Origin of the sequence: Streptomyces sp. NPDC002232 (assembly GCF_042890295.1) — a bacterium.
Classification (GTDB): domain Bacteria; phylum Actinomycetota; class Actinomycetes; order Streptomycetales; family Streptomycetaceae; genus Streptomyces.
The window spans coordinates 1207696-1230207 of sequence record NZ_JBIARV010000003.1 but is presented as its reverse complement, the minus strand read 5'-3'; the positions used below and the strand labels follow the sequence as shown (position 1 = coordinate 1230207).

At 72.4% G+C, this 22512-nt stretch carries 16 protein-coding genes and 2 pseudogenes; 4 read left to right on the top strand and 14 right to left on the bottom strand.

Annotated features, from left to right (window positions below):
• The first annotated feature begins 22 nt into the window (after window positions 1-22).
• On the top strand, window positions 23-403 hold the full coding sequence (locus ACFYXU_RS17925) for an STAS domain-containing protein (protein ID WP_389458427.1): 381 nt from the start codon (window positions 23-25) through the stop codon (window positions 401-403).
• Between the two features lie 290 nt (window positions 404-693).
• Here the strand turns inward: ACFYXU_RS17925 and ACFYXU_RS17920 are convergent, their stop codons facing one another.
• The gene (locus ACFYXU_RS17920; RefSeq protein ID WP_389458425.1) at window positions 694-819 is read right to left on the bottom strand and encodes a hypothetical protein; all 126 of its coding nucleotides are present in this window, start codon (window positions 817-819) and stop codon (window positions 694-696) included.
• A 351-nt stretch (window positions 820-1170) separates the two neighbouring features.
• Here ACFYXU_RS17920 and ACFYXU_RS17915 point away from each other — a divergent pair, with 351 nt between their 5' ends.
• Complete coding sequence (locus ACFYXU_RS17915) at window positions 1171-2112, top strand: helix-turn-helix transcriptional regulator (protein WP_389458423.1); 942 nt, start codon at window positions 1171-1173, stop codon at window positions 2110-2112.
• A 128-nt stretch (window positions 2113-2240) separates the two neighbouring features.
• Here ACFYXU_RS17915 and ACFYXU_RS17910 read toward each other — a convergent pair whose 3' ends face one another.
• Window positions 2241-2846, bottom strand: a complete 606-nt coding sequence (locus tag ACFYXU_RS17910; RefSeq protein WP_389458521.1) for an SRPBCC family protein — start codon at window positions 2844-2846, stop codon at window positions 2241-2243.
• Window positions 2847-3078: 232 nt separating this feature from the next.
• On the opposite strand from ACFYXU_RS17910, the gene ACFYXU_RS17905 reads away from it, so the two are divergent.
• Window positions 3079-4335, top strand: a complete 1257-nt coding sequence (locus ACFYXU_RS17905; protein WP_389458519.1) for a cation:proton antiporter — start codon at window positions 3079-3081, stop codon at window positions 4333-4335.
• 707 nt (window positions 4336-5042) lie between these two features.
• On the opposite strand, the gene ACFYXU_RS17900 is transcribed toward ACFYXU_RS17905, so the two are convergent.
• The 10 genes and pseudogenes from ACFYXU_RS17900 to ACFYXU_RS17855 all read right to left on the bottom strand — a co-directional run bounded on the left by ACFYXU_RS17900 (window position 5043) and on the right by ACFYXU_RS17855 (window position 17741).
• On the bottom strand, window positions 5043-5624 hold the full coding sequence (locus ACFYXU_RS17900; RefSeq protein WP_389458421.1) for a Dps family protein: 582 nt from the start codon (window positions 5622-5624) through the stop codon (window positions 5043-5045).
• A 154-nt stretch (window positions 5625-5778) separates the two neighbouring features.
• The gene (locus ACFYXU_RS17895) at window positions 5779-6156 is read right to left on the bottom strand and encodes a hypothetical protein (protein ID WP_389458419.1); all 378 of its coding nucleotides are present in this window, start codon (window positions 6154-6156) and stop codon (window positions 5779-5781) included.
• Window positions 6157-6314: 158 nt separating this feature from the next.
• Window positions 6315-7498: pseudogene (locus tag ACFYXU_RS17890) on the bottom strand (alcohol dehydrogenase catalytic domain-containing protein).
• Window positions 7499-8143: 645 nt separating this feature from the next.
• The gene (locus ACFYXU_RS17885; protein ID WP_389458417.1) at window positions 8144-9010 is read right to left on the bottom strand and encodes a GNAT family N-acetyltransferase; all 867 of its coding nucleotides are present in this window, start codon (window positions 9008-9010) and stop codon (window positions 8144-8146) included.
• Between the two features lie 871 nt (window positions 9011-9881).
• A complete protein-coding gene (locus tag ACFYXU_RS17880; RefSeq protein ID WP_389458415.1) occupies window positions 9882-10511 on the bottom strand; it encodes a class F sortase in 630 nt (209 codons plus the stop codon).
• Window positions 10512-10569: 58 nt separating this feature from the next.
• Window positions 10570-11247, bottom strand: coding sequence for a hypothetical protein (locus ACFYXU_RS17875; protein WP_329849711.1), 678 nt, complete (start codon window positions 11245-11247; stop codon window positions 10570-10572).
• A gap of 1178 nt (window positions 11248-12425) precedes the next feature.
• Window positions 12426-12689 carry a hypothetical protein gene (locus ACFYXU_RS17870; RefSeq protein WP_389458412.1) on the bottom strand — a complete coding sequence of 88 codons (264 nt, stop codon included), beginning with the start codon at window positions 12687-12689 and terminating at the stop codon, window positions 12426-12428.
• A gap of 471 nt (window positions 12690-13160) precedes the next feature.
• Window positions 13161-13637 carry a hypothetical protein gene (locus tag ACFYXU_RS17865; RefSeq protein ID WP_361405936.1) on the bottom strand — a complete coding sequence of 159 codons (477 nt, stop codon included), beginning with the start codon at window positions 13635-13637 and terminating at the stop codon, window positions 13161-13163.
• 699 nt (window positions 13638-14336) lie between these two features.
• Window positions 14337-14721, bottom strand: a pseudogene (locus ACFYXU_RS17860) (DUF6009 family protein); the annotation flags it as partial.
• A 1058-nt stretch (window positions 14722-15779) separates the two neighbouring features.
• The gene (locus tag ACFYXU_RS17855) at window positions 15780-17741 is read right to left on the bottom strand and encodes an acyl-CoA dehydrogenase (protein ID WP_389458409.1); all 1962 of its coding nucleotides are present in this window, start codon (window positions 17739-17741) and stop codon (window positions 15780-15782) included.
• Window positions 17742-18226: 485 nt separating this feature from the next.
• Between ACFYXU_RS17855 and ACFYXU_RS17850 the strand changes: the two genes are divergently transcribed.
• Complete coding sequence (locus ACFYXU_RS17850; RefSeq protein WP_389458407.1) at window positions 18227-19921, top strand: alkaline phosphatase D family protein; 1695 nt, start codon at window positions 18227-18229, stop codon at window positions 19919-19921.
• 501 nt (window positions 19922-20422) lie between these two features.
• On the opposite strand, the gene ACFYXU_RS17845 is transcribed toward ACFYXU_RS17850, so the two are convergent.
• Entirely contained in the window at window positions 20423-20878 is a 456-nt protein-coding gene (locus ACFYXU_RS17845) for a peptidoglycan-binding protein (RefSeq protein ID WP_389458405.1), read from the bottom strand.
• A gap of 279 nt (window positions 20879-21157) precedes the next feature.
• Window positions 21158-21967 (bottom strand): hypothetical protein, encoded by an 810-nt coding sequence (locus ACFYXU_RS17840; RefSeq protein ID WP_389458403.1) that lies wholly within the window; start codon window positions 21965-21967, stop codon window positions 21158-21160.
• Window positions 21968-22512 lie beyond the last annotated feature (545 nt).

Sequence of the window (22512 nt, the reverse complement as noted above, 5' to 3'; positions counted from 1 at the left end):
GTCTGCCCGAAGGAGTGTGGCCATGACAGCGCAACAGGCCTTGACCGTCAGTCGCCGTGCGGGGCCCCCGGGCACCGTGGTCCTCGCGCTGAGCGGCAGCGCCGACATGGAAACGGCCCCGGTTCTGGCCCGGGCCCTGGAGGACAACCTCCGCGCCGCGTCCGCGCCGGAGGTCCTCGTGGTCGACTGCGCCGGTCTGGAGTTCTGCGACTCCACCGTTCTCAACGAGCTCCTGACCGGTCGTCTGGCCGCCGTCGAGGCGGGCAGTGCGTTCCGACTCTCCGCCCCCACCCCCCAGGCGCTCCGGCTGCTCCGGATCACCGGTACGGACGCGGTGTTCGATGTTCTGCCCGCCGCGCCCGTCCTGCGCGCGGCCCGTGCCTGCGGGCGCGGCCGGAACTGACGGACGGGCGGGCCGCGGGACCGCATGAGCCCCGCGTCCGCCGTTCCCGGTGCGGTACGCGTCCGTGCGGGATCGACCGGCCGGCGCGCGGCTTCCCGTGTCCGGCGGCGACACCGGAGCGCGCCGGTTTCGGCGGCTGGTCCGTTTCGGTCCCGGGCGGCGACACCGGTCTGTGCCGGTCCCCGGTGCCGCGCGCCGACACCGGACCGTGCCGAGGCCGAGGCCGACCCCGCAGAAGAGCCTCGCCCCCGCCGCACCTCTCCGAGACCTCGTCGGTCAGCGCCCGGGCGCTAGCGGTGCCGGTCCTGGTCCCCCCGGCGTCGTGACGCCTCCTCGCGCGCCTCGGTCCGGCGGCGCCGGCCCTCCTCGCGCAGGCTGTCGTTGCGCAGCGCCTTGCCGTCGGACTCCTGCATCATGCCGCGGATCCGTTCGAATGCGGTCCTCACCCTGCCCGTCGTCCTCATCGGTCCGCCCCGCCTCGGCCGAGGGGAAGGCGACACGCGGCGCCCTCGGTCGTGATCGCCCGTTCCGCCACCATCGTCCTCACCACTCTTCCTGTCGGCCGGCCGCGTCGACAGGGCGGGTGCCCGCCGTGTGCCGCGTCAACCTCCCGCGTACCGCCGGATGCGGCGACCGCCACCGCACGCGCCGCTCGGGGCCGCGCCACCTCGCCCGGCGGCCTGGAGGAGCGCCGCCCGAGGCGTCCAGGTGGCTCCGCGTACCGTCCGGGGTAGACGGCCCCGGAGAGGTGCTCGGCGAGTCAAAGGGTGGCGCGGCAGGTGAAGGAGCTCGGCTTCGACAGCGGGAGCATGGAGGCGACAGAGGATTTCCTGTCGTCGGCGTACACACCGATGCGGGTCGGGGGAAAGGCGGAGAGCACGCGGACCCGTGTCGTACGGCACGCGGCGGGCGGGCTGGTGGTCGACCGGCTGTCCCTCGACTACACGATGGCCTACGACGCGGGCTGCCTGAACCGCGTCTGCCTGGTCACCATGGCCGAGGGAACCCTGGTCGACACCACCGGCGGCGCCGAAGAGGTCTTCGGGCCCGGGGACACGTTTCTCCTCGCCCCGCACGACCGCCCGTACAGCGGGGAGGTTTGCAGCGCGCGCTACACGATCACGATGTTCGATCCGGCGCTGCTCGGCCAGGTGTCGACGGCGGACGGTCCCGTGGCCCTGACCGGAGCCCGTGCGGTCTCCGCGGACGCGAACCGGCTGCTCGGCTCGGCGGTCGCCCACGTCCGTGATCACGTCCTGACGGACCCCGACGTCGACGCCCATCCGATGCTGGTCGCCAACGCGGCCCGGTACCTGGCCTCGGCCACGCTGAGGGCGCTGCCGCACTCGGCCCCGGACCGGGAGGCGGGGGACGGCCGGGACGCCACGTCCCGCACGGTGCGCGCGGCCGTGGCGTACATCGAGGAGAACGCGGACCGGGACATCACCCTGGCCGACATCGCGGCCTGCGTACCGGTCAGCCCGCGAGCGGTCCAGTACGCTTTCGCGCGCCATCTGGACTCCACTCCCCTGGCCTACCTCCGCCGGGTGCGCCTGGCGCTCGCCCACGCCGACCTCAAGGCCGCCGAGCCGGGCACGGCGACGGTCACCTCGGTGGCCATGCGGTGGGGCTTCGCCCACCCGGGGCGGTTCGCCGCCGCCTACCGGTCCGCCTACGGGCGCGCGCCTTCCAGCACGCTGCGCGCCTGAACCACGGCTCCCTCACGCCCGGCGGCACCAGGCGCCGGCGCCGGGGTGCGCCGACGGGCCCCGCCGCGTCCGCCTGCGGGGCGCGGCACATCCCCCGGCTCGTTCCCTTCGGCGGGGACGGTCCGGAGTCAGCGGATGCCCGGCTCACCCGGCTCCGGCGGGAGGTCCCAGCTCTCGGGCGCGGGGCGTGAGGAGGGCTGCCCGGTGGTGCCGTCCGCGGGGCCGCTGTCGCGCAGGTCCCGGGGAAGCTCACCGGAGGACGTGCCTGTCGGCGTCGCACCGTCGGACGGGCGGATACGGCCCCGCCACTGGCCCGTCTCGTGTCCGTGGTCCTCGATGAAGCTCTTGAAGCGCTTGAGGTCGCCCTTGACCCGGCGGTCGAGGAAACCGAGCGCGTCTCCGGCCTTCTCGGCCATGCCCTCGGGCTCCATCTCCATGGCCAGCCGGACGCGCGTGTGCTCCGGGTCGAGCGGCAGGAAGGTGACGACGCCCTTCTGCCGGACGTCGCCTCCCGTGGTGCGCCAGGCGATGCGCTCGTCGGGCAGCTGGTCGACGATCTCCGTGTCGAACTCACGACGGACTCCGGCGATCTTGGTCCGCCAGTGGGAGTGGCGGTCGTCGATCTGCCGGATGTCCTCCACGCCCTCCATGAAGTTCGGGAACTCCTCGAACTGGGTCCACTGGTTGTAGACGTTCCGCAGCGGGGCGTCCACGTCGATGGTCTGTTCCACCATGCTCACGGTCGGTTCCTCCTTCGTGCCCTTGCGGGCAATCGAGGTCTCCCGGCGCCTACCCGGTGATATGGGTGCCAATCGGCTGAGATCTCGTCATGCCGAAGGCGGCCTTCGCGCCCGCGCGACCGGGGGCGTGCGCGGAGTGCGGGGCGGCAGGGAGGCGGGCTGCGCGGGGCGGGACCGGGTAGGCGCGGCCTGATGCTGGGCTGCTCAGGGATGGGAGAGCGACGTGCTGGGATGGACGGGGCCGGACGTGGTCTACGCCTGTGCGGGGGTGGGGGCGCTGTGTGCCGCGGTGCTTCCCACCGCGCTCGCGAAACGGCCCCTGTCATTGCCCATGGTCTTCCTGGCGACGGGGTTCCTGGTGTTCTCGTTGCCGCTCGGCGCGCTTCCCACGCTCGATCCGGTGCGGAACCGGGGTGTGGTGGAGCACCTGACGGAGGCGTGCGTGGTGGTCGCGCTGATGGGCGCGGGTCTGGCGATCAACCGGCCGCCGGGCCGGCGTTCCTGGTCGACGACGTGGCGACTGCTGGGCTTGGCCATGCCTCTGACGATCGGGCTCACGGCACTCGCGGCGTGGTGGGTGGTGGGGTGGCCGCCGGCTGTGGCGTTGCTGGTGGCGGCTGCCCTGGCGCCCACGGACCCGGTGCTGGCCGCCGAGGTGCGCGTCGGAGAGCCGACCGGTGACCCGGACGACGAGGACGAGGTGCGTTTCGCGCTGACGAGCGAGGCGGGGCTCAACGACGGTCTGGCCTTTCCGTTCGTCCTCGCCGCCACCGCGTTGACCACGGCCTCGGCGACCGGCTGGTCCGCGGACGGGCTGTGGCACTGGGTGTGGAGCGACATCGGTGTGCGCGGCGTGATGGGGGTGGCGGTCGGGCTCGGTGTGGGGCGGCTCCTGGGCTGGATGTTCTTCCAGGCGTCCTGGAAGGCCCTGCGGCTGGCCGAGCAGCGTGAGGGGTTCGTGGCGCTGGCCGCGACGTTCACGGCGTACGGGGTGACCGAGCTGCTGCACGGCTACGGTTTCCTGGCCGTCTTCGTCGCCGCCTGCGCGATACGCAACGCTGAGCGCGGCCACCGGTACCACCGCGTCATGCACGGGTTCACCGATCAGGTCGAGAGGCTTCTGACCGCCGTCATCCTCTTCCTCGTCGGCGGCTTCATAGCCGACGGCGGTCTCGCGGCGCTGACGTGGCGGGGAGCTCTGCTCGGGCTCGCGCTGTTCCTGCTGATCCGCCCGGCCGTCGGCTGGGCCGTCCAGGTGCGGGGAAAGGCGGCGGGCAGGGAGCGGGCCGTCATCGCGTTCTTCGGCATCCGGGGCATCGGGGCCTTCTTCTACCTCGCATACGCCTTGGGGGAGGCGGACTTCGCCGCACCGGCGGCGGAGCTGTGGGCGGTGGTGACGTTCACTGTGCTCCTGTCGGTCCTGCTGCACGGGGTCGCGGCCACCCCTGTCACCACCCGGATCGACCGCTCCGCTGCGTACTGATACGCGTCACGGGAATGGCGGGGACGCCGACCGGTCGCATCAGGCGAGAACGAGAGGGGCGTTCACGGCGCACAGGGCGCCGAGAGCCACGGCGGCGGTGAGGTGACCGATGTCGTCGATGCGGCCCCGCACGGAGGAGAAGGGCGAAGAACCCGGCGGTGGCCACCTGCGCACCCTGTTGCCCCAGATGCCGCACCCGCCCGGCCCGCAGGCCCAGGAGCGTGAGCGGGCCGGACGGCCAGCCGTGGACAGCGAAGGTGGCCGCGAGCGGCGTGGCGAGCGTGGTGCCCGCGGCCATCGCCGGCAGGTACTGGGCACAGTCACGCGCGGAGCGGTGGACGGTCACCCTGGAGTGCGCGGTGACCGGTGCGAACGTGAAGACGGCGGCAGGCGGCAGAGCGGGCCGGCGCCCGGGCGCCCATGGCCGCCGCCACGCACGTGGCGGTCGGCAGCAGGCCGTCCCGTTCCGGGCCGGGCTGCTGCCGTCGCATGGCGTACGGCGTGGCGTGGGGCCGTGAGTCCGATTGGGCAGCTCGAAGGCCGCCGTACACGGGGGTGATCCGGCCTTGCGGTCCCGTGAAGGACGGTGCCGCAATCCCTGCCCGTGCTCATCGTCCGGCTTCAGTCGTTCTTGCGGACACGTTCTCGTCTGTTCTCGGGACTTTTTTCGGCGTCCCGGCCGTACGTCCTCGCGTGCGGGGGCGCGATCATGCGTCCCCGGTCGATGCTCGGACGGCCTGGCCGGCGGCTTCGCTGAGCGTTCGCGCGCCGGAAGTGCTGAGGCGGCCGCTGCCGCTCTCCAGGTGGGCGCGGACGAACCACTGGAACTGCTCCAGCTTCGCCAGCTGCCCGATCAGCATGTCCTCCGTCACCGGGTCGATGTCGCCGGCCGTCTTCATGGCGGCCCGGTGGTCCTCGATGACGCCGGTGTACACCAGGTCCAGCGCGCCGAGGTGTGCGACGGCGTCGGCGCGTCCCACTTCGTAGTCGTCCCAGGTGCGTCCTGCGACGAGGGCGCCCGGCGTGCCGATCGGGACCCCTCCGAGGGCGGCCATGCGCTCCGCCGTGGAGTCGGCCATCTCCCGGACGGCGTCCACCTGCGGGTCGATCATCTCGTGCACGGCGATGAAGTGCGGGCCGACGACGTTCCAGTGGACGTGCTTCAGGGTGAGGGCCAGATCGTTGAGAGCGTGCAGCCGGCCCTGCAGAGCGTCCACCACCCGCTCGGCCTCCACCGGGTCCAGTCCGGGCACGGTGTGCGGTGCGGTGGCCTGAGTGGCGTCAGTCATGGGCGGACTCCTTTGGATCACTGTCGTTCGGATACTGCGGCTTCTTGGGGGACCCTGTGGCCCCTCTCGTCGCCCACCCATCCCCTGCCCCATCAGACACGACGCACACCGGCCGTCCTGCCAAAGGACGCCGGCGCCTGCGGCCGCCTCGTCCTCACCGGACGCAGCCTCGTCGAGCACGCCGGCGTCGGCCTCGCGCCGCGACGACGTGCTGAAACAGGTGAACAGCATGATCCAGCGCGTCTGCCACTTCTTCGGCGACCGGTACGTCGGCATCGGCTCCTCCGGCGTCGGCCATGACGCCTGCCGGCCCGCCGGGCAGAAGGGGGTCGAGGGCCTGTGCGGCGGCGCCGGGGACTGCCGGCACGCCGCGATCGGCAGGCTGAACCGCGCCGTCGCCGGCAAGCGCGCCACCCTGGTCCACGCAGTGCTCGTCATCGCGCGTGGCCGGCCTGGCTGGACGGCTGTGCCGGGCGGGAGGAGGGGTACTGCCGCCGGTGATCGTGGACGCGATCTCCTGCGTCGCGAGCACGTGCTCACACCCGGGAGACGGGGCGTCGGACGGGATCCGGCCGCCCTCTCAGCCGTCGGCGGGCCAGGTCGCCTCAACGGCTCTGCCCGACGATGCGGCGTGCGGCAATCGGTTCGCAGTCCGCGACGTTCACGTCCGTCGTCTCCGGCCGGTCGTCGTCAGGGTGTGAAGAGGACCTTGACCGTGTGGTTGTCCTTGGCCTGGAAGTCCGCGTACGTGGTCGCCGCGTCCTCCAGGGGCAGGTGGTGGGTGGCGAAGCCGTCGACGCCGAGGGGATCGTCGTCGGTGAGCAGGGCATCAGGTCCTCGACCCACCGGCGGACGTCGGCCAGGCCCATCCGCAGCTGGATCTGCTTGTCGGACATGGTCAGCAGGGGCAGGGGGTCGGCCGCGCCGCCGTAGACGCCGGACAGGGAGATCGTGCCGCCCCGGCGTACCAGGTCGATGGCCAGGTGCAGGGCTGCGAGGCGGTCGACGCCGGTCTTCTTCATGAGCGCGGCGGCCAGTACGTCGGGCAGCAGTCCGGTGAGGGTCTGGGCCGTCGCAGCCGCTGTGCCGCCGTGGGCTTCCATGCCGACGGCGTCGATCACGGCGTCGGGGCCCCGTCCCGCGGTGGCTTCGCGGACGGCCTCGAGGAGTTGATCGCCGTACTGGCCAAGGTCGAAGACGCGGACCCCGTGGGCGGCCGCGCGGGTGAGGCGTTCGGGGACGAGGTCGATTCCGATCACGGTGCCGGCGCCCCGGTGGGCGGCGATGCGGGTGCACATGTCGCCGATGGGGCCCAGGCCGAGGACGGCGACGCTGCCCCCCGGGGGGACGTCGGCGTAGGCGACGGCCTGCCAGGCTGTCGGCAGGACGTCCGACAGGTAGACGAAACGGTCGTCGGGCGGGCCGTGGGGCACGGGAATGGGGAGGGTGTCGGCGAAGGGAACCCGCAGGTATTGCGCCTGTCCGCCGGGGACCTGTCCGTAGAGCTTGGTGTAGCCGAAGAGCCTCGCGCCGTTGCCGTGCTCGTGGACCTGGGTGGTCTCGCACTGGGAGTGCAGCCCCCGTTCGCACATGAAGCAGGTCCCGCACGAGACGTTGAACGGCACGACGACCCGGTCGCCCGCTCTGAGGTGTTCGACACCGGGGCCCACTTCCTCGACGATGCCCATCGGTTCGTGACCGAGGATGTCGCCCGCGTCCAGAAAGGGGCCGAGCAGCTCGTAGAGGTGCAGGTCGGACCCGCACAGCCCGGTGGTCGTCACCTTGATGACCACGTCGCCGGAATCGATGACGGACGGATCGGGGACCGTCTCCACGCGCACGTCCCGGCGCCCTTGCCGGGTGACGGCCTTCATCACGCCTCCGAGCCCCGGGTTGCCATCTTGGGGACCTCAGGCGGCTACCCGCTCGGGCTCAGGCGGCTACCCGCTCGGGCCGGAGACACCGAGGAGAGGGCCGCCCGGGTGCTGCGGCGGGCAGGTATCTCGGGCGTGGGCCTTGGTCACTCACCGCTTCGTGGCGCCGTCCGCGTGGTTACTGCCTCGTGGCGGAGGCTGGGTGGGTGGTGCGACCGGCGCCTCAGCTGTCCCGAACCAGCTCATGGGCACCCGCCCCCCCGGGGGGCGCCGAAGGCGTCCGTACGTCGAGCAACAGTGTGCATGGTGAAGGTGCAGGTCACGGGTCTGGCGTGCGTCGTCTTCGGGATTCTCGGGCCAGTGCGGGCGGATGCCTTGCGCGCGGGGTGGATCCCGAGCTGCGTGAGCGGATCACGGCGCGCCGCCCGGAGCGGATCACCGCGCGCCGCTCGGAGCTGGGTGCACTCGAAGAGCGGCTGGTCGAGCATCTGTCCGAGGCACGGGCCGAGAGGGCGAGCGGGCCGTTGCGGTGCGGGGGCTGCAGCGGCGTACGAGCGCGACCCGCGGCGGCGGATGAGCCGTCGCACGACCCGCACCTGCCAGACGGCCTGCGCCGGGGCTGCCGCCTTCCGGGCAGCCCCGGCGTCAGGCCGTCCGGATCCGGTCCCGCACCTCCGGCCGCGCCTCGAACCCGGCCGCCTTGTACGTGGCGACGCCGCCGGCGTTGGAGGACGGCGTGCACACACGTACGCTCGACGAGCCCATCTCCCGCAGCGCGGCCGCCCCGGCCACGGTGATCGCCCGGCCGTAGCCGCGGCCACGGTGGTCCTCGTGGACGCCCATCGGCTCGACCAGCCCCGGCTTTCCCGGGCCGGCCGACCACACCGTCACCACCGCCGCCACGCTGCCCCGGTCGTCGTAGGCGCCCAGGCAGCGGGCGTCGGCGTAGAACGGTCCCGCCGACATCGCGTGCCAGTACGCGCGCGTGGGCCGCGAGGTGTTGAACGCCGACCGCAGGACGTCGGCGAAGTCCTGTGCCTGCTCCGGACCGATCGGCCTGATCCGCACGCCGGGGTCCTCCACCGGCTCGGTGAGGTCGCGGAAGAGCGGCGTCCACGGCTCGTCGACGCCCCAGCCCTCCTTGCTCAGCAGGTCGTGGAGCAGCAGGCCCGGCGGCGCCTCGACGGAGACCGCTCCTTGCGGCAGCACGCCGCGCTCAGGGAGCGAGAAGTCCTCGACGAGCCGCCGCGCCAGGTCCTCGTCCCGGAAAGCGTCCGGAGCGGCCGTCATCCGCACCAGCGTCGGCGAGTCGACCATCCCGACGGCGAGAATCCGCCCGTCCCGACTCCAGGTCCGGACCGCGGCGGCCGTCTCGGCCGCACCGAAGCGGTAGTTCCAGCCGAGGTCCCCGGAATGCAGCTGCATCGGCGCTTCGTCGTACTGCCACTCCCGCAGCGCGGCCATGGCCTCGCGTACCCCGTCGGCGGTCGGCGTGCCCAGCGCAATCGTCATGGCCGAGAGCAGACACTCCGCCCCCGAAGGTCCGCAACCGATTAACCGGGCCGGCCGCCGCTCCCGCGACGGCCCAGCGGCTTCGGCGCCTGGTGCAGCGCGGCGGGCGTTGGTCTGCTCGTACGCCTCGGGGTCCGCCGTGCGTGGGTGTACGCGCGCACCCGCGCCGGCGGGCGGGAAATCCGCACACCCACACCGGCCGGACGATCTGTACCTCGGACTGCCGCCCACGGTTTGCGCGAGTACGCCGAGGACAGCTTCCGCCTGCACCTTCGCCATGCACGCCGCTCCATCGGCCTGCCCCGTGTCGTCACCTGTACCGATGACCCACGCCGTCCACTGGGCAGCCCCTGCGTGGCCGCGTCGACGGGAGGACGCGCTTCAGCGGTTTGACCAGCGGGGGAGCCTGACGGCGTAGGCCGAGGAGGGGCCGCTCGGCCTTGAGTGGAGACCGTGGGGCGAACCGCTTTTCACGGAGGATGCCGAGGCCGACGGGGTGGGTGGCGATCGGGTGCGAGGCGCGCGTCTGCTTCTCTTGCGCGGGCTTCTCGCCGGCGGGTCGTCTTCGTTATCACGCCGGCCATGGCGCCGCTTGGCCGGGAATTGCCGGGCGGCACCCGGCTGGGCGGGCGTGGTGACCGGGAGTCGGCATGTTCGTGGCCGTGGCTTCCCTCTGCGCTGCGGTGACCGCCGTGACCGCCTCGCCTTCCGTGTCTGCCGGCTTCTCGCACTCGGCGGATCGTGCGGCACGCGTCGGGCAGTTCGCACAGCCCGTGAACGGGGCTCCTGGCCCTGGCGGCAGGACGCCGTGCTCCCTCGGCTCGGGCCCGTTCGCCGTACGAGGCCGCGTGTGGCCGGTCAGGCTGCCGGGTCATGCCTTCGGTCGGTGCAGTGCGCTCAGGTGGGCGAAGGCGATGACGTTGGCGTCGTAGCCGTGCTTCTTGTCGAACCGGCCGCCGCAGGTGATGAGTCTGAGCTCGGCACGGCCGGTGGAGCCGTAGACCTTGCGGTCGGGGAACGTGTTCTTGGCGTAGGTGGTGACGTCGTCCACGGTGAAGACGGCGGCGGTGCGGTCGGCGCGAGTGACCTTCACGGTGTCGCCGCGACGCAGTGCTTTGAGACTGAGGAAGACCGCGGGTCCGGTGAGCGTGTCGCGGTGGCCGACGAGAACAGCCGTGCCCTTCTCCCCGGGGGACGGGCCGGCTTCGTGCCAGCCCGCCGTCATCGGCTTGTCCAGGGGCGGGGCGCCGAGTCGTCCTCGGCTGTCGAGGCGCAGGGGGATGAGGGGGGCCTCGACGAAGAGAGCGGGGATGGAGACCTTCACCGGCCGCGAGCGCGCCAGCGGCGCATGTGTGGCCGGCAGGGCGGCGGGCGGGAGACCGCCGCCCGCGGCGTCGTCCGCGCGGACGGCCCCGACGGCGGCGGGCGGGCCGGGTTCCTCGTCCGAGGAGCAGGCCGACACCATGCCCGTCAGTGACGCGAAGGTCACCGACAGGGTCATGGTGAGCCGGACCGCCCGGGTGGGTCCCCGCCGCCGCCGTCGTGAGGGATGCTGCTGCCTAGGCCTCATTGCGAGCACGGCGCACCGCGGCCCGGCGGACCACGACCAGCGCGGCGATGCCGAGCGCCCCGGCGGTCAGGGCGGTTCCCGTGCCGAAGGTGGAGTCGCTCTCGGCGCTGAGCGTCTGCAGGTCCGGGACGCCACCGCCTCCGGCGGGGACGGAGCCGGAGGGCTGCTTGTAGTTCGACTCGTCGTTGATCTCCGCGGCGGGGCGGCTGTTGGGGCGGTCCGGACGGTTCGCGCCCTGGCCCGCGGCACGGCCGTCACAGTCGATCTTGAAGGTCCTGTTCTTGGGGCCGGACGGGACCGTCCACACCAGCTGGTAGGTGCCTTCCGGCAGGAGGTACCGCTCGCTGCGCGCCGCGCCGTTGACCAGCGGCAGCGTGCTGACCAGAGTGTCTCCCGGCGGAACGGTCGGCGGCTGCTCGGTGATCGTCCAGGGGACCGCCGGGAAGGACTCGAAGTTGCTCGCCACCAGCGTGAAGGCGCAGACCTCGACGCCGTTCTGGCCACGCGAATGCCAGCCGGCGGAGCGGACGTTGAGGTCACCGCTGTCTCCGGGAGCGGCCTGGGCGGCCGGAGCGCCGATCAGGGCGACGCCGGCGAGGGCGGCGGCCGCGGCCGCGGTGGTACCGACCCGGATACCAGCCAGACGCAGAGGGCAGGACAGAGCCACAGGAAACTCCTTCGAGTTGAGATGATTGTCATACCGGTTGGTGCGGGTCTCATCAGATGTCACCGGCCGGACAATGCAACGAAGACACCACGAGAATCGCCGGTCACCACCCCACTGGCAGACAGCGAGCGGCCCGCGAACCCACCGAACGAGGACTCGGCCACCGCCCGCCTCGACCACACGCGGGCAGCCACGCCCCGAAGACCCAGGCCCCTCTCCCCCGCCGCGATCCTCCCGAGCGGGAAGCGAGACGGGCCTGGTCTCCGGCTGCAGGCAATGCCGCGGGGGCGCGCGGGCGGGTGTCCCGGCTTCGGGCGGTCGGCGTCACACACTGGGTCTGGGCCACCGCTCGGCATTCCGGCCGGTACGCGGGAACGAACCGAGCCACGTCGCCTCGGGGCAGCAGCGTCTCGTGGAGGTGCCGGATCCGGCCCAGCTGCCGCGGGCCCCCCTCGCCCGCCGGCGGCTGAACCGCGATATCGATCGTGGACCCGACCTGCCCGGCGGGAACGGCTCGTGCCGGCAGAGGATGTCCAGCGCGTCGGACCGCACCACGGCGCGCGCCCGACCGGAACACGGCGCTCGCCCGGCCGGACCACGGCGCTCGCCCGGCCGGACCAGGGGCCGAGAAGAACGCCGGGCAGCGCCCCGACAGCCCGGGCACCCGTACGCACGGCGCCGGCTCGAACCCCGCTCACCATCCGCACTCTCGTTGCCGGCTCGGCCTCGCATGAAGAGGGCCGCGCCGAGCCGGTGGAGCAGCTACGGCCCCTCAGGATCACCTGCGGCTGGTCGACGGCGTGGCGTACGGGCGACGTCCCCACCGGGCTACTCCCCCACCCCACCCCACGGCCGTGGAGCGGGTCCTCGCGCCCTGGCCCTCCGACGGGGTCCGCACCGACTCGGGCGCCGGCGCGGCCGGGAACAAGCCGTGGTCCGCGCCGTCGAGTGCGCCGAGGCCTCGCAGAACGCTCCCCATCTGTCGCTGGACCGGACGCTCAGCGCGGCCGGGTGGCCGGAGGCCAAGCGGCCGGGTGCCCGGGTGACCGGGGGGCCGGGTGACCGGGGGGCCGGGTGACCGGGTGACCGGGGGGCCGGTTCTGCTCTTCGTGCGGCGCTTCCGCCGAACGAGATCCTGTGGCTTCAGCACTGCCGGTGCCGGCCGGCATGGCCCGCTTTCAAGCCGCACGCGGTGCTCGTCGGCGTCGCCACGCCAGTGCCGGTGCCGCGATGGCCAGGGCGAAGAGGACGACCGCCATCAGCAGGTGGGGAATCGTGCGGCCCTGGGCGAGCGTGTAGAGCCCGCAGGCCGTGCCACCCGCGGCAACGCCGAGGGCAGGCGGCCATCGATCAGCGCTCAGGCCGGTGCCGACAACAAACAGCGTGGGCATCGAAGCAAGGAACAACACCCAACTGCGCAACGCGTAGCCGTCTGCGGCCACGCACCCGCCCCTGGGCCCACGCTCGCACCCGCCCTCGACCAGGCCCAACAGGCCCCAGGTCGCGGCCGCCAGGACGAGAACGACCAGAGGAATCCACCACCTCCGCGACCAGTTCCTCTCATCGAGCGACCAACTACGCCTCGAACGCCAGCCGTCCATACCCCTGCCCCCGTGTCGATGACCGCCGCGATCATAGAGCGCACGCACCGGCCGGGACCGCGCCGTTCACTGCCGTCCGGCCGCCCAGGCACGTGCAGTGCGTCAGACGGGATCCGGCCGCCTTCTCCGTCGTGCCGAGGGCTCCGGCGATCCGGGGCAGGGCAACGGCGCCGCCCCTTGGTGCAGCGGGCGGCGATCGGCCCGTAGCCGGCGACGATCGCTTCCATGCCGGCGACGACCGCTTGCATCTGCTCGGCCGCCCGCGGCACGACGAGCGGCCCGGCGTCGAGGAGCTCGTCGGGTGTTGCCGGCTCACGCCGGGGCCGGGGTGTGGGGGCAGGAGGGCGGGGAGGTGAGGGCGGGGATGCGCATGCGCAGGAGCAGGTCGTCCTCGGCCTCGGTGCGTGCGGTGCTGTGCCAGGTGGTTCCCGGGTGGCGTGCACGAAGGTGGGACAGTGCTCGGGTGCCCAGGCCCGTGTCGTGGAACGGATCGCTGATGGTAATGGCGGTGATGACGCCGCGCGTGCAGGCGGGGCAGAACCGGTAGCGCACTTGGCCGACGACCTGGCGCTCGTGCACAAGGAAAAGGCATTCCCCGCCGGGTCCCGTGGTGCCGGGAATGTGGGTGGAGAGGAACTCGACGGCCGTGTAGGCGCGGATGCGGCGCCGCAACCGGACGGCGAGCCCGTCATGGCGGGCATGCCTGGCGCGGGACGGACCGGATGCCGAGGGGGCGGCCGTGGTCGGGATGGACGGAGTGCTCCTGAGGCGTGCGTGGCGTCCGTGCATGAGGTCCGTGTGCCCCGCCCCTCGAGCCGTACCCGCCGGCGGCCCCCCGCCCCTCCGTGATTCCCCCGCAAGGGTTATGGGCCTGGAGACCTGCGGCGGAGCCTCCCCCGTCGGCCAGGGAGTCGGCGGGGGAAGCTCCGTCGACCAGGGGGTTGGCGCCGCTCCCGGGCGCCCGGGAGCGGCGCCAACCCCCTGGCGCGGCGATCCGGTGCCCGGGAGCGGCGCCGGCCTCCACCGCGTCAGGCACGGTGGGCTCCGGTGCGTTCGTCCCGCGGGTTCCGCTCGGCGGCTGTGGTCGGACGAGCGGGCTTGCCGTCGACGCCTGAGCTGGAGTGCGGCGCCGCTCACCAGGTGTGCCAGATGCCGTCGGGACCGCGCCGCAGCGGGTGTTCGTCACGGATGCCCGAGCACCGCGAACGGGGTGCCCGAAAGGCCCGCCGGCCCGTTCGCGTTCCCGGCCACACCGGAACGTCACCCGTTACCCGTACCCGGAACTCGTCTACCAAGCATGAGAGCTGGGTGCGTGAGGGATGCCTGCGCGGCGGGTGGGGTGCGCAGGCGGGACCTGGGACAGAGAAGAAGCGTTCGTCTCTGTCCGAAGCTCCGTCGCTTCGGACGCTGAGACCGATAGGCGGAGCGGGAGGCCCATGCCGAGTTCCCCGCATCGCCGGGGACGGAAGAGCCGCCTTCGCCGCCTTCGCCGCCTTCGCCGCGTTCGGTCCTGCGGCCCCTGACGGTGGGCTGGAAGGTTTCGGGGTCGACCGCCCCGGCCGGGACTGAGCCGGCGTAGAGGCCGTCGGGTTCCTCGTCACGATCGTGCGGGAGGAGCCAGAAGACGCGGCGAGGGAAGGCGCCGGAGGCGGGAGGATGTGGCATCGGCCCCGAGGACGGCGCAGCCGACCATGCGGCCATCGCGGCGGTACGCCGGCTCGCCTGAACGAGTCGGCAGTCGGCAGTCGGCAGTCGGCAGTCGGCAGTCGGCAGTCGGCAGTCGGCCGAGGCTCTGGCGGACGTAGCCGAGGTGAAAGACGTCTTCGAGCCAGACCAGCTCGGTCCCGTGCCTGAGACCGATTTCGCTGATCAGGGAACACCTGTCGTCTCCTCATTCAGCGCGGTCGCCCACCCCCACGGCCGGCCGCGCGAAGAGCCCGGGCAAGGCACAGCGGGCGCTCCAGCGGGGGGCCTCACCGCCCTCGCGCAGTGGATCGAACGCGACGGCGACACGCCCGTGCCCCGCAGCCATGCGGAGGACATCACGATCGACGGCGGGTGACTGCGTCGATGGAGCCCAGCCGCGACCTCAAGCGGCGGGTCGCCCGGATCCGCGAGCATCCCGGGTACCGGCGGATGCGGCAGTTCCACGAGGCCGTCCACCGCCTGGGGTACCGGGCGGTGGACGGCCGCATCCGCAGGGCCACCTCGGGCGTCGACCGGCTCGCTGTCGTCGGCGGCGTCGGTTCCGGGGGGCCTGGACCCGGCACCCTTCGCCCGCTGCCTGCGTGCGGGCGGGGACGGTGGTCTGCCGGTGTCCGGCTCGTGGGTGTGCCATCGTACGGAGGCGTCACGTCCGGGTCTGACACGTTCGGGTCCGAGCACGTCTCCGACCCCGAGATCGTCATCGCAGGCATCGGCAGATCCGTTCCCTTCGGGAACGTCTCCCACGAGCTGTACGACTTGGTGCGCTGGATCGCTTTCGACGCGGCTCTGTCCGGCAGCGTCGAGCTGTTGCGGCGGTACGCCGGCTTCCCCGGGCTCTCGGCCGGTGCCGTCTACTTCGCTGCGCGGCTCGGTCGCGCCGGCGGCTCCGAGCGGACCGTCCTGTTCATCGCGGCGGACACCGGGCGCCGCTGCCGGCGGGCACCGGGGCGCCGCTGCGGCGACGCGGGTCCAAGCCCGCCTCCGCGAGGGCGCTCGGCTCTCCGGTCCGGCCCCGCGGGAGACACGGGGCCGGAACGGGCTGGCTCGCCCTGCCCTGGTCCCGGATCTCCTGGAACCGCGCCCCCGTCCGGCGGCACGGGGGCGGGCCGGGAAGCGTAAGGGCGCAGGGAGCCGGGCCGGGAAGCGTAGGGACGCGGGGGGCTGGTTCGGTGGTGGGGCTCTGGGCTCCGCTGCCTCCGTCCGGCCGGGGTCCGGTCCGTCCCGTCAGCCCAGCAGGTCCGGGGAGCGCAGCATCTCGGGCGGGACGCCCCAGGCGTCGACCAGGTCGACGGCGAGCGGTCGGACCTTGCGGCACAGGTCCCCCACCTCGCGGCTGATCGCCTTCGACCGCTGCACGGTGAGCCGGCCGTGCTCCATGAACCACGCCCGGTCCGCCTCGATCGTCGACAGCGCGTACAGGTCGCACAGCAGGCCCAGCGCGACCTTGTTCCCGCCCTCGGGCCGGTCCTTGTACGCGTCGACGAACGACTCGAGGACCAGGCGCTCGACGTGCGCGTGGGCGAGCGCGATCACATGGTCCTGCACCGAGGAGAACACCTCGCCGGGATCGCGCCCCCGGTCGACGCCCGCCTTGAGCCGGCGGGCGAGCCCGGCGAGCATGTGCTCCTCGCGGAAGCGCAGCATGGCCAGCTGGTACTCCGGGTCCCGCAGTCCGGCCTCCTGGTCCCACTCCTCGCCGCCGGGGAGCAGGTCACGGACCCGCTCCAGGAGTTTGTGGGCGGAGGTCTTCTCGATCACGGTCTCCACCGCGAGCCCGGTGACGTAGCGGACGACGCCGAGCTGGTCCAGGTCCTCGAACTCGCTGGCGTGGTCGGTGAGCAGGCCCTTGGCGACCAGCTGGAGCAGGACGTGGTTGTCGCCCTCGAAGGTGGTGAAGACGTCGCTGTCGGCCTTGAGGGCGGCGAACCGGTTCACCGCCAGGTAGCCCGCGCCGCCGCACGCCTCGCGGCCCTCCTGCACGGTCCGTGTGGCGTGCCAGGTCCCCAGCGCCTTCATCCCGGCGGCCCGTGCCTCCAGGCGCCGGCGCGCGTCCGGGGAGTCGTCGCGGCCGGAGAAGACGTCGTGGAGCTGCCCGCGGACGGTGTCCTGCGCGAAGTGCAGCGCGTAGGTGCGCGCGAGCAGCGGCAGCAGACGGCGCTGGTGCAGTCCGTAGTCCAGCAGCAGCTGCTCCCGGCCGCCGGGCGACGCCTCGAACTGGCGCCTGCGCGTCGCGTAGCGGACGGCGAGGGTGAGGGCGACCTTCGCGATGTTCACGCCGGCGCCGCCGATGCACACCCGCCCCTGGACGAGGGTGCCGAGCATCGTGAAGAAGCGCCGGTTGGGGTTGTCGATGGAGCTGACGTACGTCCCGTCGGGGGTGACGTCGGCGAAACGGTTCAGGAGCGCCTCACGCGGGACACGGACGCCGTGGAAGCGGATGCGGCCGTTGTCGACGCCGTTGAGGCCCATCTTCAGGCCGTCGTCCTCGATCTCGACACCCTCCACGACCTGCCCGCCGGAGCGCAGCGGCACCACCAGCGCGTGCACCCCGCGTGCCTGGCCGCCGACCTCCAGCTGCGCGAAGACGACCGCGAGCTCGGCATGGCGGGCGGCGTTTCCGATGTAGTCCTTGCGGGCCGCGTCGCCCTCGGTGGTGACGACGAACTCGCCGGCCTCGGCGTCGTAGCGGGCGACGGTGCCCAGCGCCTGCACGTTCGAGCCGTGCGCGGACTCGGTCATCGCGAAACAGCCAAGGAGCCGGCCGGCCACCAGGTCCGCCAGATAGGCGTCGTGGTGCCGGGCGGTACCCAGCTGGAGAATGGCGCCGCCGAACAGGCCGAACTGCACCCCCACCTTGATCAGCACCGACAGATCACCGAAGGCCAGGGTCTCGAAGGCCGCGACCGAGGCGCCGATGTCGTCGCCGCCGCCGTAGGCCGCGGGGAAACCCATCCCGGTCTGCCCGGTCCCGGCCATCTCGACGGCGATGTCCCGCACCCGTTCACGAAACGCGTCCCGGTCCAGCCGCTCGGCGTCCTCCAGAACGCAGGCGTGGGCCACCAGATTGCTCCGCACGAGGTCGCGGACCTTGGCGTACTCCCCCTCCAGGAGCCGCGCCAGGTCCTCGACGTCGATCTCGGGCTGTACGTAGCCGCTCGCGGCGGCGGGTGCGTCATCGGGTGCCATGGGCCTTCCGTTACCCCGCCGCGTCCGCGTCATACCGGCCGCGATCACGGGCAGGAGCCGTACGCGGGCCTCACCGGAGGCATCGTGAGTACCGTACGAAGAAGATCCCGCGCCGCACGAAGGGAGCCCTGCGCCGCACGAAGGGAGCCCTGGACCGTACGAAGAGAGTCCTGGGCCGTGGGCAGGACCACGGCGGGCGGGGTTGGGCCGCCCGTACGGAACAAGGAGGTCCTGGGCCGTCCGCGGGACCACGGCGGGCGTTCCGTCACCCATGCGGAGGGCGGAACAAGGAGGTCCTGGGCCGTGGACAGGACCACGGCGGGCGGGTTCCCCCGCCCGTACGGAACAAGGAGGTCCTGGGCCGTGGACAGGACCACGGCGGGCGGGCTCCCCCGCCCGTACGGAACAAGGAGGTCCTGGTCAGTGCACAGGACCAGCGCGGGCGGGGTTTGGCCGCCCGTACGGAAAGCGGAAGGGGACGTGCGATGGCGGGTCTGAGGCTGGGGCCGCTGGTGCGGTACGTCGACTGGGAGACCGGCACCAGGGCGACCGTGTGGGTGGAGACGGACCGGGCGTGCACGGTCGAGGTCCGGTGCGAAGGCGGCGGCGCGGGCAGCGCCCCTACCTTCCTCGTCGCCGGCCACCACTACGCGCTGGTCGTCGTCACCGGCCTGACCCCCGCCTCCGCCGCCCCCTACCAGGTCGTCCTCGACGGCACGGCCGTCTGGCCCCCGCCGGACTCGCCTCTGCCGCCCAGCACCCTGAACACACCGCCCGTCGCAGCCGACACAGCGGTCATCGCCTTCGGATCCTGCCGGTGGGCGGCGCCCCCCGAGGGCGGGTCCGACCCGGTCGGCCCCGACGTCCTGGACACCCTCGCCGCCCGGCTCGCCGCCGACCCCCACCACGACCGCCCCGACGTCCTGCTCCTGCTGGGCGACCAGGTCTACGCCGACGAGACCTCCACCGACACCCAACGATGGATCACCCGCCACCGACGCGAGGCCGGGACCGGCACCGGCGCACCGCCCGACCAGGTCGCCGACTACGAGGAGTACACCCACCTCTACGACGAATCCTGGGGCGACCCCGAACTACGCTGGCTGCTCTCGACCGTGCCGACCTGCATGATCTTCGACGACCACGACGTCATCGACGACTGGAACACCAGCGACGCCTGGGTCGCCGACATGCGGGCCACCCCGTGGTGGCACGAACGGATCACCGGCGCACTGATGTCGTACTGGGTCTACCAGCACATCGGAAACCTCTCCCCCGACGAACTCGCCGACGACGAGCTGTACGCCGCGGTCCTGGCCGCCGACGACGCCACCGGGATCCTGCGCGCGTTCGCCGAACGCGCCGACACCGACCCGATGTCCGTACGCTGGAGCTACCACCGCGACTTCGGACGCACCCGGCTGCTGATGGTCGACACCCGCGCCGCCCGAGTCCTGGACGAACAACACCGGGCCATGCTGGACACCCAGGAAGAAGCCTGGCTACGCGAACGGGCCCTCGACACCCCCGACCGCATCGACCACCTCCTCGTGGGAACGTCCCTGCCCTGGCTGCTGCCCCCGATGGTCCACTTCACCGAAAGCTGGCACGCGGCCCTGTGCCGGGGCGAACGCGGCCCACGCTGGGCCAGATTCGGAGAATGGCTACGCCGCCGCGCCGACCTGGAACACTGGGCCGCGTTCACCACCTCCTGGCACCGCCTGGCCGACACCCTCGCCGAAATCGGCTCCCAGGACACCCCACCCGCCACCATCAGCGTCCTGTCCGGCGACGTCCACCACGCCTACATCGCCCAACCGATGTGGCCCGAAGGACAGCAACCACGCTCCCGCATCCACCAGTTCACCTGCTCCCCACTACACAACTCGGTACCACCGGTGATGCGGATCGGCTTCCGGGCCGGCTGGAGCCGCCCCGCCAAAGCCATCGGGCACCTCCTGGCCCGCCACGGCCACGTCACCCGCCCCACCATCACCTGGAAACGCACCGGCGGCCCCTGGTTCGGCAACCAACTCATGACCCTGACCCACCACGGCCGCACCGCCCACCTCCGCCTCGAAAAAGCCACCCACACCCCCCACACCCGGCCCGACACCGACCACACCAACACCCGACTCATCCAAATCATCGAACACAACCTCACACCGAAACACCCCTAACCACACCCGGCGGGGTCGAGCCTGCAATGTGGGCTTGTTGGGGACGGTCGGGGGTGCGCCCAACCCCGCTCGGAACACCGCATGAAGGCCACCGGAATGCGCCGCCCCAGCACCAACCCCCACTGCAGGGCTGTGGCGGGTGGCATCCTCGCCTGCTGATGGCACGCCCTCATGGCCGCGCGGTGGCGTCACCCGGCGCGTTCAGCGTCGAGTCGGGAGCGGATGGAGGGGATGCCACCGCGGGGCTGACGGACGCACCGGCACGAGCTGCCGGCGGGCGCCGGCCCGCCCCCGGCATGTCACCTGGATGCCCCGCGATCGTTGGTAGGCGTGTTGGATCTTCGACGGCGGGAATCAGGCCCCTCGGGGGGGGACAGCCGCTACCGACCCAGAAAGGGAACCCATGAAGTCTGCAGCACTCTCCCACGACCTCCAGAAGACAGCAGGCAGGAAACGGCCCGCCGGGAACCGGCGGGCCGTTTCGAAAGATTCGAGGCTGGGCTAGCAGAACTGGCCGTAGGTAGAGGTACCGAACCTGGCGAACGCCGCCTGCGTGCCCGGACCCGCAACGCCGTCCAGGGCACCGGTGTAGCCCCAGTTACCGTTCTTGAGGAAGTACTGGAGACCCTTGATCGTCTGCGGACCGACCTCGCCGTCGACGGAGAGGTTCTGGCCCCATTCGTTGTTGAGCCAGCGCTGGATCCCCTTCCAGCTCTCCGTGCCGAGATACCCGTCGATCACGAAGTTGCCGTAGATCGAGCCGTCCAGGAAGCACTGGACGCCCTTGGCCTGGTTCTGGGTGAGTCCGAGGTTGTTGACCGCGGACGCGGAGACAACCGCCTTCTGTGGAGCGGCTGGTGCGGCGGCCATGCCGGGAGTGGCGAGGGCGAGACTTCCGGCCGCTATACCGAACGCTGCGGCCGTACTGATGACGACCCGCGTCAAACTGCGCTTCATGCTGAGGTCAACCCTTCTGTCGCGTGAAGATCATCTTCCCGCGCGGATGCCTCAGAAGAAAGAGGTTTCGAACTTTTCCGAGCACTGACGTCGGCCCTGCCGGCAGCCGTGGACACTGCGATCCCGACGTGCGCGGCGAGGAGGGCCACGGGAGCCAGGAACCCGTCGGCCCGCAGCGCCCGGCACACATGCCGGGCGTCGGCTTCCGGCAGCCCTACGTCCGAGGCGACGGCATCGAACCTGTCCGGGGGGAGGAAGCCCGTGGGAAGAGCCGGGAACTCAGAGGGGGAGAGCCGTGGGGCCCCAGGGGCCCTGGGGCGACTCACGGACTCCGTGGGGCCGTCGGGCCTCGGCACGGAACCGGTCGAGATCGGCCAAGTCGGCGAAGGTCTCCTGGTGGCGCTCTCCCAGCGTTCCGCGACCGCCGCCTGGACATCGCCGGTGAGCCCGAAGGCGTCCAGACGGACACGGCCCTCGCCATCCAGGAGGAGCGGGGCGACGCCGGTGAGCTGGTCCCACAGAACGGCGATCTGACGGACCGGCGGGACGAGGCCCTCCCCCCAGGACACCGCGCAGCAGGCCGGTGTACAGCGCGATGCCGGGGGCCTCGGTGGAGGACGGAGTGACGGCGGCGCCGTTGACGGAGGTCACTGCCCGCCCACTGCCTTGTCCAGCCGATCGTTCAAGCTGCGGGCAGTCGCCTCCAGATGGACCTTGGCCGCGCCGATGGTGGCCCTGGTGGTAGATCGCCGCCGTCAGCGGCGAGCCGATACAGGACAGAGCTACGGTGGCGAACCCCTCGGCGAGCAGGATCCGCGCGGCAAGGTGATCCATCCAACGTTCCCATTCCAGTCCGCCCATCACGGACAGGGTCTGCTCCACGTAATCGCCCTCGGCCGCTCCGGTCTCCACCTCTCGGACCTCGGGAACACCCTCTCGGTCGAAGACGAGGGTCTTGGTGCGGTTCGCCCGGCCGATCGGCTTGAGGACCGACGCGCAGGTGATACCCGTGTCGAGGTCGGCCGGCCGGGGCGCGGCCACAGAGTAGACCAGGCCGACCCGGTGGAACGGACACTGGCCCTGCTCCATTGGTACGGATCCGGCAGCGGCCTCCACTTCGGCCACCCTTTCCACGAGGACGTGCCCGGCCAGTTGCTCGGCGCAGTGCCGATCACCGGCCTGCTCGCCGCCCTGACCGGCACGACACCGGATCCGTGCGGCACCTCGCCGGTGGGAAGTCGCGCCCGGACCAGAAACGGGACATCGCCCGCCTTCCCGAACCGCTCCGCGCCCGCCGCTGCGCCGACCCCGACGATCAACGCCGCGCCGAACGGTGGCTCGCACCCCCACAGACCTGAAATACCGGCGGGGCCAGTCCCTCGCGGCACCGGCCCCGCACCGGGCCGGCCACCGATCGTTGGAGGTGAGCAGGTTCCGCTGCTACGCCACGACGACCAGCCCGGCTGCTCGGCGCCTACCCCGTTCCGGGACATTCACCTCGCGCGGTCCGGCCATCTGCGGCGCAGAGCAGCGAGAACGGCGGTGGGCCCCCCCCCCCGGGGGGGGGGGGGCCCCCCCCCCGGGGGGGGGGGGGGGGGGGGCCCGCTAACACCGGGTACACCGGCCACAACGAC

Excerpts from the sequence above, each read along its gene's own strand:
- ACFYXU_RS17925 (WP_389458427.1), top strand. The coding sequence starts at position 23 with ATGACAGCGCAACAGGCCTTGACCGTCAGTCGCCGTGCGGGGCCCCCG.
- ACFYXU_RS17920 (WP_389458425.1), bottom strand. The coding sequence starts at position 819 with ATGATGCAGGAGTCCGACGGCAAGGCGCTGCGCAACGACAGCCTGCGC.
- ACFYXU_RS17910 (WP_389458521.1), bottom strand. The coding sequence starts at position 2,846 with ATGGTGGAACAGACCATCGACGTGGACGCCCCGCTGCGGAACGTCTAC.
- ACFYXU_RS17900 (WP_389458421.1), bottom strand. The coding sequence starts at position 5,624 with ATGACTGACGCCACTCAGGCCACCGCACCGCACACCGTGCCCGGACTG.
- ACFYXU_RS17885 (WP_389458417.1), bottom strand. The coding sequence starts at position 9,010 with ATGACGATTGCGCTGGGCACGCCGACCGCCGACGGGGTACGCGAGGCC.
- ACFYXU_RS17880 (WP_389458415.1), bottom strand. The coding sequence starts at position 10,511 with ATGACCCTGTCGGTGACCTTCGCGTCACTGACGGGCATGGTGTCGGCC.
- ACFYXU_RS17865 (WP_361405936.1), bottom strand. The coding sequence starts at position 13,637 with ATGCACGGACGCCACGCACGCCTCAGGAGCACTCCGTCCATCCCGACC.
- ACFYXU_RS17855 (WP_389458409.1), bottom strand. The coding sequence starts at position 17,741 with ATGGCACCCGATGACGCACCCGCCGCCGCGAGCGGCTACGTACAGCCC.
- ACFYXU_RS17850 (WP_389458407.1), top strand. The coding sequence starts at position 18,227 with ATGGCGGGTCTGAGGCTGGGGCCGCTGGTGCGGTACGTCGACTGGGAG.
- ACFYXU_RS17845 (WP_389458405.1), bottom strand. The coding sequence starts at position 20,878 with ATGAAGCGCAGTTTGACGCGGGTCGTCATCAGTACGGCCGCAGCGTTC.
- ACFYXU_RS17840 (WP_389458403.1), bottom strand. The coding sequence starts at position 21,967 with ATGGAGCAGGGCCAGTGTCCGTTCCACCGGGTCGGCCTGGTCTACTCT.